Annotated in this window: 15 protein-coding genes and 2 pseudogenes; 7 read left to right on the top strand and 10 right to left on the bottom strand. The window is 67.0% G+C overall.

Annotated features, from left to right (window positions below):
* Window positions 1-110 precede the first annotated feature (110 nt).
* Window positions 111-200: pseudogene (locus ACLJK8_RS17325) on the bottom strand (transposase); the annotation flags it as partial.
* A gap of 218 nt (window positions 201-418) precedes the next feature.
* Here ACLJK8_RS17325 and ACLJK8_RS17330 point away from each other — a divergent pair.
* A pseudogene (locus ACLJK8_RS17330) lies at window positions 419-544 on the top strand (IS3 family transposase); the annotation flags it as partial.
* 107 nt (window positions 545-651) lie between these two features.
* On the opposite strand, the gene ACLJK8_RS17335 reads toward ACLJK8_RS17330, so the two are convergent.
* From ACLJK8_RS17335 to ACLJK8_RS17345, 3 genes are read right to left on the bottom strand one after another with little or no spacing between them, the layout of a single operon-like run.
* The gene (locus ACLJK8_RS17335; protein ID WP_413151604.1) at window positions 652-1,380 is read right to left on the bottom strand and encodes an amino acid ABC transporter ATP-binding protein; all 729 of its coding nucleotides are present in this window, start codon (window positions 1,378-1,380) and stop codon (window positions 652-654) included.
* The gene (locus ACLJK8_RS17340; protein WP_413151605.1) at window positions 1,377-2,048 is read right to left on the bottom strand and encodes an amino acid ABC transporter permease; all 672 of its coding nucleotides are present in this window, start codon (window positions 2,046-2,048) and stop codon (window positions 1,377-1,379) included. The genes ACLJK8_RS17335 and ACLJK8_RS17340 overlap by 4 nt, the downstream gene beginning before the upstream one ends.
* A 3-nt stretch (window positions 2,049-2,051) precedes the next feature.
* Entirely contained in the window at window positions 2,052-2,798 is a 747-nt protein-coding gene (locus ACLJK8_RS17345) for an amino acid ABC transporter substrate-binding protein (RefSeq protein WP_413151606.1), read from the bottom strand.
* 756 nt (window positions 2,799-3,554) lie between these two features.
* Between ACLJK8_RS17345 and ACLJK8_RS17350 the strand changes: the two genes are divergently transcribed.
* The 5 genes from ACLJK8_RS17350 (at window position 3,555) to ACLJK8_RS17370 (ending at window position 5,760) form a co-directional block, all read left to right on the top strand.
* Complete coding sequence (locus ACLJK8_RS17350; RefSeq protein WP_413151607.1) at window positions 3,555-3,788, top strand: FitA-like ribbon-helix-helix domain-containing protein; 234 nt, start codon at window positions 3,555-3,557, stop codon at window positions 3,786-3,788.
* Between the two features lie 8 nt (window positions 3,789-3,796).
* On the top strand, window positions 3,797-4,213 hold the full coding sequence (locus ACLJK8_RS17355; RefSeq protein WP_413151608.1) for a type II toxin-antitoxin system VapC family toxin: 417 nt from the start codon (window positions 3,797-3,799) through the stop codon (window positions 4,211-4,213).
* Window positions 4,214-4,442: 229 nt separating this feature from the next.
* Window positions 4,443-5,027, top strand: a complete 585-nt coding sequence (locus ACLJK8_RS17360; protein ID WP_413151609.1) for a recombinase family protein — start codon at window positions 4,443-4,445, stop codon at window positions 5,025-5,027.
* A 110-nt stretch (window positions 5,028-5,137) separates the two neighbouring features.
* Window positions 5,138-5,431 (top strand): type II toxin-antitoxin system HicA family toxin, encoded by a 294-nt coding sequence (locus ACLJK8_RS17365; RefSeq protein WP_413151610.1) that lies wholly within the window; start codon window positions 5,138-5,140, stop codon window positions 5,429-5,431.
* The gene (locus tag ACLJK8_RS17370; RefSeq protein ID WP_413151611.1) at window positions 5,428-5,760 is read left to right on the top strand and encodes a type II toxin-antitoxin system HicB family antitoxin; all 333 of its coding nucleotides are present in this window, start codon (window positions 5,428-5,430) and stop codon (window positions 5,758-5,760) included. Before ACLJK8_RS17365 ends, ACLJK8_RS17370 begins: the two co-directional genes overlap by 4 nt.
* 116 nt (window positions 5,761-5,876) lie before the next feature.
* On the opposite strand, the gene ACLJK8_RS17375 is transcribed toward ACLJK8_RS17370, so the two are convergent.
* Together ACLJK8_RS17375 and ACLJK8_RS17380 are read right to left on the bottom strand one after the other, a co-directional pair.
* Window positions 5,877-7,808, bottom strand: coding sequence for an FAD-binding monooxygenase (locus tag ACLJK8_RS17375; protein ID WP_413151612.1), 1,932 nt, complete (start codon window positions 7,806-7,808; stop codon window positions 5,877-5,879).
* Window positions 7,809-7,933: 125 nt separating this feature from the next.
* On the bottom strand, window positions 7,934-8,413 hold the full coding sequence (locus ACLJK8_RS17380) for a MarR family winged helix-turn-helix transcriptional regulator (RefSeq protein WP_413151613.1): 480 nt from the start codon (window positions 8,411-8,413) through the stop codon (window positions 7,934-7,936).
* A 158-nt stretch (window positions 8,414-8,571) separates the two neighbouring features.
* On the opposite strand from ACLJK8_RS17380, the gene ACLJK8_RS17385 reads away from it, so the two are divergent.
* Window positions 8,572-9,891, top strand: a complete 1,320-nt coding sequence (locus ACLJK8_RS17385) for an MFS transporter (protein ID WP_413151614.1) — start codon at window positions 8,572-8,574, stop codon at window positions 9,889-9,891.
* A gap of 580 nt (window positions 9,892-10,471) precedes the next feature.
* Here ACLJK8_RS17385 and ACLJK8_RS17390 read toward each other — a convergent pair.
* From ACLJK8_RS17390 to ACLJK8_RS17405, 4 genes are all read right to left on the bottom strand, one after another.
* Entirely contained in the window at window positions 10,472-11,386 is a 915-nt protein-coding gene (locus ACLJK8_RS17390) for a Na+/H+ antiporter NhaC family protein (RefSeq protein WP_413151629.1), read from the bottom strand.
* A 382-nt stretch (window positions 11,387-11,768) separates the two neighbouring features.
* A complete protein-coding gene (locus tag ACLJK8_RS17395) occupies window positions 11,769-11,942 on the bottom strand; it encodes a hypothetical protein (protein ID WP_413151615.1) in 174 nt (57 codons plus the stop codon).
* Window positions 11,943-12,163: 221 nt separating this feature from the next.
* Window positions 12,164-12,985 carry an SDR family NAD(P)-dependent oxidoreductase gene (locus ACLJK8_RS17400; protein ID WP_413151616.1) on the bottom strand — a complete coding sequence of 274 codons (822 nt, stop codon included), beginning with the start codon at window positions 12,983-12,985 and terminating at the stop codon, window positions 12,164-12,166.
* A gap of 58 nt (window positions 12,986-13,043) precedes the next feature.
* Window positions 13,044-13,868 (bottom strand): hypothetical protein, encoded by an 825-nt coding sequence (locus ACLJK8_RS17405; RefSeq protein ID WP_413151617.1) that lies wholly within the window; start codon window positions 13,866-13,868, stop codon window positions 13,044-13,046.
* Window positions 13,869-13,888 lie beyond the last annotated feature (20 nt).

Genomic DNA, 13,888 nt, shown 5'->3' on the forward strand with positions numbered 1-13,888 from the left:
AGGTGCTCCGACAACCCGAACAGGGAACGCTGCTCCATCTCACCCCTCCGATCTCGACGGAGCCAGTGAATCACGACCGCCCTTCAAAGGGGAGGGTTATTGCGGGTGTCCAGCTTGGCGAACGCCTGCTCGATCAGGTTGAAGTCCGGGGAATAGGGCGGGAGGTAGAGCAGGCGTGCGCCGGCCTCGACGATCTCCCGCTTCGGCGCCTTGCGCGGGCGACCACCCGGCGCGGCGTCCGGATCATGGGTGCGACCACCGCCCATTGGCTGTCGGTCAAATCACTCGGGTAACGTGATCGGCGGCGCTGGATGTCGACTCTGGCTTCAGGAATCCGACGCCCCATGAATCACGCGGATTCAGCCTGGGGGAGCCCCCTTCTCAGACACGCTCTGAAGACCGAGCGCACGGCTCGCACACTCGCGATGCCGCACGGGCCGACGTGTTCGATTACATCGAGCGGTTCTACAATCCGAAGCGCCACCATTCGAAACTGGACCATCTCAGCCCGATCCAGTTCGAGGCAGCCGCCGTGCGGCTTTAACCTGCCGTCCACGGAAACGGCAGCAGGCCAGTCTGCATCATCGCGACATGATCAGCCCGCTGGGCGGACTTGTAATCAGCGTGTGCTGGTAGAACCAGCCAGGCAGCTTACGGCAGGCTAAGAAAGGTACGGAGGCGTTGGTCTTTCGGATGCTCGAAAAGGGCTGCTGGCGGCCCCTGCTCGACCACGCGGCCCGCGTCCATGAACAGTACGCGATCGGCGATTTCGCGGGCGAACTGCATTTCATGTGTGACGATCAGCATGGTCTGGTGTTTCTCGGCGACGCGGCGGAGGAGTGCGAGGACCTCGCCGACCCACTCGGGGTCGAGAGCGGAGGTTGGCTCGTCCACCAGCATGAGTTCCGCCCCGAGCGCCATCGCCCGGCCGATGCCGACGCGCTGCTGCTGCCCGCCCGAGAGCGCGGCCGGGTAGCTGTCCCCCCGATCTCCGAGACCGATTTCGCCAAGGATCGCGACGGCGCGAGCTTCCGCTTCCGCGCGGGACAGGCCGCGCACCGTGGTGAGGGCCTCGGTAATGTTGCCGCGCGCGGTCTTGTTGGCGAAGAGCGCGTAGTTCTGGAACACGAAGGCGGTGCGGCGGCGGAGGGAGAGGATGTCGCGTCGCGTCGCATGCGCGGCATCGATGGTCAGATCGCCCACGGTGACGCGGCCGGCGTCGGGGCGATCGAGGAAGTTGAGGCAGCGGAGCAGCGTCGACTTGCCGGTTCCCGACGGGCCGATGACGACGATGCGCTCGCCGGGGGCGATATCGAGGTTGACCCCGTCAAGCACGGTCCGGTCGCCGAAGCGCTTGACGAGGCCCTCGACGCGGATCATCGGGCGAAGGCCCGGCCAAGCCGGACTTCCAGACGCCGCTGCGCGAAGGAGAGCGCCTCGACGATGGCCCAGTAGATCAGCGCGACGACGAGAAAGGCCTCGAGGTAGCGGAAGCTGCCGGCGGCCTCCTTCTGTGCCGCGCCCATCATCTCCGTGACGCCCAGGGTAAAGGCGAGCGAGGTACTCTTGATCATATCGATGAAGTAGTTGAGGAGCGTGGGCGCCGCGACCCGTGCCGCCTGCGGCAGGATGATCCGACGCATCAACTGGATCTGGGTCATGCCGACGGATTGCCCGGCTTCCCATTGGCTTCGATCGATGCCGAGAATCGCGCCGCGAATGCTCTCGGCCATGTAGGCGGCGAAATGCAGCGTCAGGCCGGTGACGGCCGCTGTCACTCCGTCGATCGACCGGAAAGCGGCGATGACCTGCGGCAGGCCATAGTAGAAGAGAAAGAGCTGCACCAGGAGCGGCGTGCCGCGGAAGAAGCTGATGAAGATCGCGACGACGGCGCCTATCAGCGGCACCTGGAGGACGCGAATGATCGCGAGCACCACCGCGAGGACCAGGGCGATCGCCATCGCGGTGATCGCCATCCCGAGCGTGAGCGGAACGTAGCGCAAAATGACCGGCACGAGGCCCGCCATGTACTCGAGGTCGAGGATCATCGTTCAGGAAGCGGGCGCGGTGACGTCCGCGCCCAGCCATTTCTCCGAGATCCGGCGCAGCGTTCCATTCTCCTTCAGCTTGGTGATCGCCGCGTCGACGCGGTCGCGCATCGCGCGCCCGGGCTCGTCGTTCCGAAACGGCAGGGCGTTACGGATCTCGGAGAAGGGTTGGCCGGCGAGCTGGAGCGGCATCGGCGACTCCGCGATCACCTGGGCGGAGGAAACACGGTCCATCACGAAGGCGTCCACCCGGCCGAGGGCGGTATCCTGCTCGATGTTGCTCTCATAGGTCCTGATGGTGATCTCGCTCGCGAAGGGGAGTTCGCGAAGCAATTGCTCGAAGTTCGAGCCCAGGTTGACGGCCACGGTCTTGCCGCGCAGGTCCTCGACCCCCTCGATCTCATCGTTGCCCTCGCGGACAACGACCTGCGCGCCGTCATAGACATAGGGTTGGGTGAAAACGAACTGCGCCTCGCGCTCCGGGGTGATCGTGATCTGGTTGGCGACCGTATCGATCCGGCCGGCCTGAAGCGCCCCGATAAGGCCGGAGAAGGCCATCGTGCTGAACTCCGCCGTGTCGCCGGTCTCCGCGGCGATCGCGTTCATGAAGTCGACTTCGAAGCCCTGGAGCTCGTCACTTTTGACGAAGGTAAAGGGGAAATAGCCCCCCGACATTCCGACCCGGATGGTCTCAGCTCCGACGGGCAGGGTCAGCAGGGCCCAGGTGAGGACGGCGGCGAAGGCTTTCATGGCGGCGTGGTCTCCGATGGATGATGTGAGAATAGCACGCGCCGCGGGATTGGCGAGATTGGCCGCCAAGATGACACGGCCGACCTTGAACCTATTCCGATTCCGCGCGGCGGGGACGGCGGCTAAGCTTGGAAGCGGTTCGCGCGGCAATCTGCGCGCTGTGATGAGAGCCGCCATGGAAGCGCGCTTTGGCTTTCCCAAAACCTGTTCCCGAAATATGCGTCCCGAAACGGGCTGATCGAGATCGAGTCGCGGGACGGATGCTGATCGGTCACGCGCGCGTCTCGACGGCCGATCAGGATTTGGCGCCGCGAACCGACGCGCTGACCAAGGCGGGGTGCGAGAAGCTGTTCACCGACAAGGCGCTCGGAGCGCGGCGATACGCGCTTCGTACTCCGGAACCAAGTCGGTCCGGACGTGCTCGTCGTCGAACTCGCCCAGCTCATATTTCTCCTACCCAACTCCGGATCAGATGTCGGCGGATGTCAAACTTCCTGCTCAAAGCCATGAGCGGTTCGCCGTCGAGACAGGCTTCGACGATCATGCGCTTCAAAGCGACGCTGTGCCTGCGGTGTCGTCTTGCCATAGGACCTCCATACCCGAAGGCACGGCGTGGGGAAATCAACGGATCATGTGGTCCACCCGCGGGGGCGCAGTCCACAGGTTCAGCCAGCCAACGTTCCCAGGCACTATCTCTCCCCTTGCGGGGGTGATTTCAAAGTGTGATCATTGTTATCATCATTGAGAGGTATCGCCATGGCACAGCTCATTGTCCGCGACATCGACGACGCCATCGCCCAGGCCTTGCGGGAGCGGGCGGCGGCCAATGGCCGGTCGGTCGAAGCCGAGCATCGCATGATATTGCGGGAGGTTCTTCGCCCCGCCGAGGCCACCACCGACTTCGCCGCCGCCGCCGCCCGGATGCGGGCGCGCCTGCGACGGGGCACCGATAGCGAGAGCCTGGTGCGTGAGGGGCGCGACAGCCGTTGAAAGGCTGCGTGGTCGATGCCAGCGTCGCGCTGAAATGGGTGCTCGACGAGGCGGGCTCGGTGGCGGCCTCCGAGTTGCTGGATGGCCGCGAGCTTTTCGCGCCGCCGCTCCTGGCGATCGAAGTGGCGAATGCGCTCTGGGTGGTTGCGCGGCGCGGACAGATCACCGGCGCCGAGGCCGAGGATGCGCTGGACCTGATTCTGCGCGCCCCGTTCCAGCCATTGCCCTCCGGCCTCAGGCTGCCCATCCGAGCCCTGGAACTGGCACGGCTCCTCGATCACCCAGTCTATGACTGCGTTTACCTGGCGCTCGCCGTCGCGCTCGAACGGCCCGTGATCACGGCCGATCGCCGTTTCGCCGCCGCCGCCAGCCGCGATCCCGACGCGGCTCCGTTCGTCCAGCTGTTGTCCGTTGAGGATCATTGACCGGCGAGCAAGGGAACGCGTATCGGGCTGCACCTCCCGTGCCGCGTCCAGAAATTGCTGTTCCCGCGAGCGCCCCATCCGGCGCGCGGCTCACTGCGCGAAAAGCGTGGAACGGCGTGCTTCCGGTACCTCCAATCAGGAGCGTTCCCAAAGGCTAGGGGATTTCGCACGATAAACCCTGTCGTATTGGTATATCATGCGGAAATACCAATGAGAGGGTTTGCCGTACATGCTGGTCGGATACATGCGGGTTTCCTTGGCCGACGGGCGGCAATCGATCGATCTCCAGCGCGACGCGCTGGTCGCCGCCGGTGTCGATGCGCGCCACATCCATACCGACAAGGCCTCGGGCGCCCGGGACGACCGCCCGGGTCTCGCGGCCTGCCTCGGCTGGCTGAGGGAAGGCGATACGCTGGTGGTCTGGAAGCTCGACCGGCTGGGGCGCTCGCTGCCGCATCTTCTGTCGATCATCGCCGATCTGCGCGACCGCGGCGTTGCCTTCCGGTCGCTGACCGAGCAGATGGACACGACCACGGCGCATGGCGAGCTCCTGTTCTCGCTCTTCGGCGCGCTCGCCCAATACGAGCGGGCGCTGACGCGCGAACGCGTGATGGCGGGTCTCGCGGCGGCGAAGCGGCGGGGGCGGCGCGGTGGCCGGCCGCCCGCGATCAGCCCGGAGAAGCTCGAGGCCATCACCGCCGCGCTCGACGCCGGTGCGAGCAAGGCCGCGGTCTGCCGCAATTTCGGCGTGCCGCGCTCGACCCTGATCGACACGCTCGCGCGGATCGGATGGGCCGGGCCCACTCGGACCTGACTGCGGGGCAGATATTCTCGCCTGCTCGCTGGGCGCGCCTCGAGCACGCCTTGATTGGGGCGAGGCTGGCCTTCCGTCCGGCGGCCTCATGGGAGCAATCACATCACCGCATGCTTGCGTATTACGCTAGCGTTCCTTATCTTGCCACGATGAACAGCAAGCATCGCAAGACCCTCGCCGCCGTCTTCACCGATCCGGTGTCCGGCACCATCGAATGGGCGGCGGTCGAAAGCCTGCTGCTGGCGGCTGGCGCGCGGCTGATCGAAGGGCGCGGATCGCGAGTGCGGTTCGAGAAGGATGGCGAGGTCGCGACGTTCCATCGCCCGCACCCTGCCAGGGAAGCGAAGCGATACCAGGTACGCGATGCCCGCGACTTCCTGGAACGGATCGGGGTGAGACCATGACCAACACCATGACCTACAAGGGCTATGCCGCCCGGATCGAATACGACGACGAGGACGGGATTTTCGCGGGCCGGATCGCCGGGATCCGTGACGGGGTGGGCTTCCATGCCGACACCGTCGAAGGTCTGCGCACGGCCTTCCACGAGGCTGTGGAAGACTACGTCGAAACCTGCGCCAGGATCGGCAAGGAGCCACAGAAGACCTATTCGGGGCAGGTCATGTTCCGGGTCAGCCCCGAGGTTCACCGCAAGGCCGCCCTAGCCGCGGAGTTGTCGGGCAAGAGCCTGAACCAGTGGGCCGAGGAAGTGCTCGACCGGGCAGCGGGGTAAGCCGCCGTAACGACATGCCGTTCGATTGGCCCGCGCGGCCGTCATCGCCGATGAGCGAAATCACCATCACCGATCCGCTTCAATGTGGCGCCCAACAGCGATGACGCGGGTGACGATCAGCCTACGCTCGCCATGAGCGTGGCAGCCCGCTCCAGCTTCCGCGCCGGCCGCTGGAGCGCCGCCGCGAAATAGTCGGAGAGCGCGTCGCGGGCGTCGAGCGGCAGGACCTCGGCGACGTACTGGTCGGGGCGGACCAGCACCACGCAGCCGTTCTGGCGATCGATGCCGCGCGCCTCGAAGATGTCACCCGACGGATCGGCGCAGAAGGCCTTCTCGTAGTCGCGCAGGCCGAAGCGGCCCTTGCGCGGCCAGACGAGGCCGGGCAACTCGTCCATCGAAAGCGACTGGTGCGGCGCTTGCAGGACGGCGCGGACGTCGATGACCGCGTCGATGTTCTCGCCTTCCGGGGTGTGCCGGCGGATCGGGGAGTCGGCGTCGGCTTCCAGCCAGTCGCAGAGATCCGCCAGCCGCGAGCCGGGGGCGAGGCCGTCGGCGCCTGCGAAGAGGTAGAGCCGCCAGCGTCCGTCGGCCTCGGCGGCGTGGCCGAGGTGCATCGGCTTGGCGTCCGCGAGGCGGACGACCGGGGCGGAGTGGAAGCGCATGCCCACGGCGAAGCCCTTGGCGAGGTCCTGATGGACGCCGTCGCCGGTCAGCGCCGAGGGGGCGTAGCGGGTGGCGGTGCCGGCGGTGAAGCGACCCTGCTGGATGAAATAGCGCTGGAACTCCTCCGGATCGACGCCCTCGGCGTCGTCGGGCGAGGTCTTCGGCCGGGCGCTGAACATCTTGGCGAACTTGCCGTCGAAGTCGATCAGCTCCTTGGCGATGCCCTGGCGTTCGGCGGAGTAGCTGTGCAGCAGCGCCGGGTCGGCGAGCCCCCGCAGGACGGCGGCGAGCTTCCAGCCGAGGTTGAAGGTGTCCTGCATCGAGACGTTCATCCCCTGGCCGGCCTTCGGGCTGTGAGTATGGCAGGCGTCGCCGGCGATGAAGACGCGGGGAGCGCGGGTCGCCTCCTGCCCGGCCGGCACGTCGTCGAACTTGTCGGTCAGGCGCTGGCCGATCTCGTAGACCGACCACCAGGCGACCTGCTTCACGTCGAGGACGTAGGGGTGAAGGATGCGCTGGGCAGCGGCGACGAGCTGGTCCTTGGTGATATTCTTCGAGGCGACGCGCTCGTCGGCGCCGAGCTTGTCGAGCTCGATGTAGAGGCGGACGAGATAGCCGCCTTCGCGCGGGATGATCAGGATGTTGCCGTCCTCGGCCGAATGTATCGCGCTCTTCAGGCGGATGTCGGGGAAGTCGGTATAGGCGAGCACGTCCATGACGCCCCAGGCCTGGTTCGCGGCCTCGCCCCGGAGCTCGCGGCCGATGGCACGGCGGACACCGGAGCGGGCGCCGTCGCAGCCGACGACGTAGCGGGCGCGGACGATCTCGTCGCGGGCGTCGTCGTCGGCGTCGACCGGGCGCAGCCGGACGGTGACGGGCTCCGACGCATCCTCGGGTACCGTCAGATCGGCGAGGCGGAGGCCGTAGTCCGGCTCAAGCCGGGTCGGGGCGTCGCGCATCTTCTCGAGGTAGAAGTCATGCACCCGCGCCTGGTTGAGGATGACATGCGGGAATTCCGACAACCCCTCCTCGGTGTCGGGAATGCGGCCGTGGCGGACGATCTTCCTGTCCGCGCCGTCGCCCGGCTTCCAGAAGGTGGTCTCGTTGACCCAGTAGGCCTCCCTCAGCACCCGATCGGCGAAGCCGAAGGCGTTGAACATCTCCATGGTGCGGCAGGCGATGCCGTCGGCCTGGCCGAGCATCAGCGGGCCGGACTTCTGCTCGACGATCCGGGTCCTGATCTCCGGGAAGGCGGCGAGTTGCGCCGCCAGTGTAAGCCCGGCCGGGCCGCAGCCGACGATGAGAACGTCGATGACCTCCGGCGCGGCGGCCGCGTCGAAATGCGAGGGATCACCGGCGCGAAAGCCGTCGAGATGGAATTGCATGTCTTTTCCTCCGGTTTGTGTGGGCGCGCACGGCCCCGGGCCGTGACGAGGGGCCACCGCGCGCATTCCGTTGATGTTCGGCTGGTGCCGCGCGGGCCCCGGAAGGGCCGGCGGCGGGGATCAGGTCATTCGCCGGGCTCGGCGCGCGCCAGCGGGACGAGCGGAGCCCGGCTGCGATCGTTGCCGGCCTCGGTGGCCTTGCGGAGCAGGGTGACGAAATCGTCGCGCTCCTCCGCCGACAGGCCTTCCAGGATATCGCCCTGCACCGTCACGGCGACCGGCATCGCCCGGTCGAGCAGCGTCTGCCCGGCGTCGCTCAGTTCCAGAACCCGGGCGCGGCGATCGCGCGGGCTGACTTCGCGGCCGACGAGGCCCTTGGCGACCAGGCGGTCGATGACGCCGCCGATCGTCACCCGGTCGTAGGCGATCAGCCCGGCGAGCGTCGCCTGGTCGATGCCGGGGTTCTCCCGCACCGCGACCAGCGTCGCGAACTGCACCGAGGTCAGGTCGATCTCCGCCTCGGCCATCCGCGCGCCGAAGAGCGCAGTGGATATCTGGTGCAGGCGCCGGATGAGGTGCCCGGGCATCTCATAGAGATCGGCCATGTCGGAAACTCCTTGCTTGATCGGGGTTTACCTGATTCGCGAGCAAATAGCAAGCATACTTATCATTATTGACTAGCATACGTATAATACGTATACATATCAATAGAATCACATGGCCGGGGCGCTCTTCCCGGCACGTCACAAACCCGGAGGAACCGATGTCCGTCACCCCCGCGCAGGAGGCCAAGCGCTTCCGAACCCTCGTCTGGATCATAGGCCTCGCAACCGTCGGCCTGATGTTCGACGGTTACGATCTCGTGGTCTACGGCACCGTCGTCTCGACCTTCCTGCGCGATCCGAACCAGATCGGCCCGGTCGATCCTGCCATCGCCGGCGCGCTCGGCAGCTACGCGCTGCTCGGCGTCCTGGTCGGCGCGCTTCTCGCGGGAAGCATCGGCGATTTCCTTGGCCGGCGGAAGATGATGCTCGCCGCCTACGCCTGGTTCTCGCTGGCGATGGCGGCCACCGCCTTCACCCACACCGCGATGACCTTCGGCATCTTCCGCTTCCTGACCGGGCTCGGCGTCGGCGCGTTGCTCGCCACCACGGCGGCGCTCGTCTCCGAATACGCGCCGAAGGGAAAGAAGAACCTCTGCAACGCCATCACCTATTCGGGCGTGCCGCTCGGCAGCCTCGCCGCGGCGGCGCTCGCTATCGTGCTTCTCGACCATATCGGCTGGCGCGGCATGTTCCTGATCGGGGCACTGCCTTTCGTCACCCTGCTGCCGCTCGCCATCTGGAAGATGCCGGAGTCGGTCGCCTGGCTCGTCTCCCGCGGCCGGATCGAGGAAGCGCGCCGGGTCGCCGCCGAGACCGGCGTCGAAATGCCCGAGGCCGATGCCGCCATCCTGCCCGCCGAGCAGGGCGCCACCGGCTATCGCGGCCTCTTCGGCGATTTTCTTGTCCCGGCGATGCTGATCGGGCTGATGAGCGCGACCGGGCTGTTGCTGGTCTACTCGCTCAATACCTGGCTGCCGGAACTGATGCTGCGGGCCGGCTTCAATGCCAAGGGCTCGCTCTCCTTCCTGCTGGTCCTGAATGGCGCCGCCGCGCTCGGCCCGATCGTCGTCGCCCGCTTCGCCGATCGTTTCGGCCCGAAGCCGGTCGTCGCCGCGAGCTTTCTTCTCGGCGCCGCCGCCATCGCCGCGATGACCCTGAAGCTGCCACTCGCCGCGCTTCTCGCCATCGTCGCGCTGGTCGGGATCGGCACCTCGGGCACCCAGACGCTGATCTACGGCTTCGTCGCCAACTACTTCCCGACCCGCGTCCGCGGCGCCGGGGTCGCGTGGTGCGCGGGTTTCGGGCGGCTCGGCGGCGTCGGCGGCCCGCTGATCGGCGGGTTGCTGATCGCGGCCGGTCTCTCGATCGAGACGATCTTCTTCGTGCTCGCCGGTCTCGCGCTTCTCGGCATCGCGCTCACGCTGGCGATCCCTGCCGGGCGCATAGCGCCCGAGGGCCGGCCCGCGATGGCTGGCTGACGCGACGCCGGCTTGGGCCGAGTGGTGGTCGAACGTCCGCTGCCAGCGGCCCGTGATCCCAGCCGAGCAGACAGTGGCCAGGCGCGGCGTGACGTGAGCCTCGCCCCCGCCGCGAACGATGCGAGCACTGAAGCGCTCACGCGACGCCGTGTGCCGCGCCCTCGCGAAGTTTACCACAGGGCGACCGAGACGCTGGAAGCGGCGATGGGACAGTGTGAAGACCCCAGGGCTGCGCGCCGCGCGTGCCCGCCAGGCGATCTCAAAATGAGGGGAGATTCTATGGAGACCCGTGACATACCGGTTTCCGCAGGTGAATCCCCTTCAAGGACCTGGCGATCCCCTGAACGACATCCGCCGATATGGTCGAGGCACGCATAGTCGTCGTTATGCGCTGGAACAGCACACCGGACTTCGCCATGTAGTGGATACGTTCGATCTTGGCGTCTTGACATAACGTGAACTTCGACGACGGCCGCGGGGCCAACGCAGGGATTGAGCGCGCGGACGCCGACGAGGCGAGCGACGGTATTTCAGAGGCCGTCAACGGCTCGGTCGCCTTGCTCGGCAACGCTCCCAGCTGTCATCCGCGCAGCGCGGCGGGCAGGACCTGCGAGCCGGGAACCAGCACTCCGTCGACCAGCACCGCCTCGTCGAGTTCGCGCCAGCGGTCGACGTCGGCATCCGTCGTCTTCGGGATGAACATGCCGAAGATCGCGTAGACGACATCAATCACGAGCGACACCCAGCAGGCGATGGCCCAGGGGAAATAGGCGAAGGTGGCCACCCCGAGAGTCGAGGCCACGAAGACGCCTCCCGTGCTCCACGGGATGAGCGGCGCCGCGAGTGTGCCCGCGTCCTCCATGGTGCGCGAGAGCGCCGTCACGTGGATGCCCTTGCCGCGAAAGGCTGGCGCGAAGGTGCGCCCGGTAAGCGCCATCGAGAGGAACACGTCGCCGGTGAGGACATGCAGGCCCAGGCTGGAACCGAGGCTCGACAGCAGCAGGCTCCGCTGCGTCCGCGCGAAGTCGAGGATCCGGTCGATGATCGTCTCAAGGCATCGCGTCGCCTCCAGAAGCCCCCCGAAGGCGAGCGCGATGAGGATGAGCGTCGTAGTCCAGTTCATGGACATGAGGCCGCCCTTGGTCAGGAGCGCGTCGACCGCCTCCACGCCTGTATCGCTGACGTAACCGTTGAGGATGATGCCGAAGAGATCGTGCAACCCCACGCCCTGGAGCACCATCGCCAGGATCGCACCCAAAACGACGCCCGCGATGAGACCCGGCAGCGCCGGCATCTTCATCACCGCCAGCGTCATGACGACGAGCGCCGGCAGAAGAAGAAGGATGTTGAGGTTGAACATGCCTTCGAGCGTGCCGAGCGTGAGGTTCAAGGCGTCGCGGTCGACCGCCCCGGTCGCGAAACCCTGACCAACCCAGAGATAGATGCCGATCGCGATGGCCATCGCCGGGATCGTCACCGGGAACATGTTGCGGATATGCGTGAAGAGGTAGGTGCCGACGACGGCCGGCGCGAAGTTCGTCGAGTCCGACGCCCGAGACCACCGCGCCCGCGGTCATGTGCGTCGGCACGCCCAATCCCTCGCCGATGCCGATGAGCGCGAGGCCCATCGTGCCGGTCGTACCCCAGGACGTACCGGTGGCGAGCGAGACGACGGAACAGATGATCGCGGCCGCCGCGAGAAAGATGCCGGGGCTCAGAACCTGCAATCCGTAGTAGACCATCAGCGGGACGGTGCCCGCGGCGATCCAGGTCGAGATCACCATGCCGATCGTGTAGATGATGAAGATCGCCGGCATAGCCACGTGGATGACGTTGAACATGCCCTCCTGCATGTCCTTCCACCGATAGCCCCGCCATCAGCCGAAACCCGCCGTGACCAGGACCCCGATCATCAGCGGCACATGCGGTGACGCATCCTCATAATAGAACACCTGCAGCGCGACGAGCGCGATGGTGATGACGAGCGGCGCCAGCGCGAGCGGCAGAGACGGTTTCTCCATCTCCCGAGACGGCTTTCTTTGATTGGTCATGTCGTGAACTCCGTTCTGAAGTCGAAGGTCTCGTTTCCCAGGGGAAAAGCGGACGGCCCCGTCCGGGGATGGGCCGGCACGCGGGACCACACCTCCGCGCCCGTCCCTGCTTCATGGCATACCTCTCCCGTTCACGGCCGAGGATGTTTCGGCCGCCGGACAGCGTTTCCGGTCTCGGTGGGAGCGACCACGCCCGCGTCGGCGACGGGGCGCGAGGCGTGTCAGCCGGTGAATCCCGGCCGAGGCAGCTTCGCCATCAACATGGAGGGCAGGCCGCCGTCGACGCCGATCTCCGAGCCGTTGACGTAGCCGGACCGATCGCTCAGCAGGAAGAGCGCCGCGTCGGCGATGTCCCGTGGCCGACCGATGCGGCGGCAGGCGGTGAAGCCCTCGCGGGCCTCCAGCACGTCCGCGTGCTGGTAATAGGCTTCCGTCAGCTCGGTGCGGATCATCCCCGGCGCGATGACGTTGGAACGGATGCCGTCGGCGCCCCACTCGACCGCCATCTGCTGCGAGAGGTTCGCGACCGCGGCCTTCGACGCGCTGTAGGCGCCGGAGAAGGGCTGAGGCACCTTGCCCGAGATCGAGCCGATATGGACGATGCTGCCGCCCCCGGCGCGCGCCATCTGTTCGCGGAAGACCCGACCGCAGAAGAGGTAGCCGCCGAGATTGACGGACATGAGCGTCTGCCAGTCGTCGGCGCCCACATCGGCGAGCGACCCGGGCCGGAGCATTCCCGCGGCGTTGACGAGGCCGGTGACGGGCCCGAATTCGGCTTCGGCCGCCGCCGCCGCCGCCTTCACCCGCGTTTCGTCGGAGACGTCGGCGCTGAGGCTCAGCCGCCGGCCGGGCCGATCGGCGAGCCGGTCGCGAACGGCGTCGCATTTCGCGGAGTCGCGGTCGATGAGCGCGACGTTCGCGCCAGCCTCGGCCAGCGCCTCGGCGATGGCCGCGCCGATGCCGCTGGCCGCGCCGGTCACGGCGATGGCGCGACCGCCGAGCGCCAGCCAGTCGCCGGCCTGGACGGGGGTGATCTGGTTCATGGGCTATCCTTTCGCGTTGTGATGGCCAGAGGGGATGTTCCGTCCCGCCTCACGGGTCTCAGGCGGCCTTCTCGGCCTTCTCCGCGGGAGCGATGAAGCTCAGCCGGCGCCAGCTCTCATCCATGTCGGCCTGCCATTCGTGGCGGATGATATCGATGCGCGCCTCCGGCGCCGCGCCCCGGGCGAAGCGGGCGGTCAGATCGTCGATTCCGGCGGCGCGGGTCCGCAGCATCTCGCAGATCAGCCGCGACTGCGCGCAGTAGACCGGCCATTGCGGACCACGCGGCGAGCAGAGACCGACGAAGTAGAGACCCTCCACCGTGGTCGGCAGGATTTCTCCCGCGTTGCGAAGCGGCACGCCCGCCTCCCATTCCAGCAGGTCATCGTCGAGAAACGGCAGCCGGGTGTTGAAGCCCGTCGCCCAGAGGATCGTGTCGTACTCATCGCTGGTGCCGTCGGTGAAACGGACGGTCTTGCCCTCGATATCCGCGACGCCCGGCACCGGCTTCACCCGCCCGTGCTGGATCCAGTAGAGCAGGAGATCGTTGACCACGGGCGGCTGCCTGTCGAGATCATAGGTCTCGGGCGTCGGCAGACCGGGGTAATCCCCCGCCGATCCCTTCGAGGCGTAGATCAGGACGTTCATCAGCATGTTCTGCTGTTCGCGAGGCAGCTCGTTCAGGAACGACAGTTCGGAGCGCGGCTTGCCCATCAGCGTCTTGGGCTGGAACAGCTGACCCCGGCGAACGGCGATCGACACGTCGAAACGGTGCTGCGCGGCGTCCACGGCGAGGTCGCAGCCCGAATTGCCGAAGCCCACGACGAGCACCCGCCCCTCGATCTGGTCGGTGTCCATGTAGTCGTGCGAGTGGATCGAGCCCAAGCGGCGTCAGGAGAAGGACA

This window comes from Amaricoccus sp. W119, from assembly GCF_047275745.1.
Lineage (GTDB): Bacteria > Pseudomonadota > Alphaproteobacteria > Rhodobacterales > Rhodobacteraceae > Amaricoccus.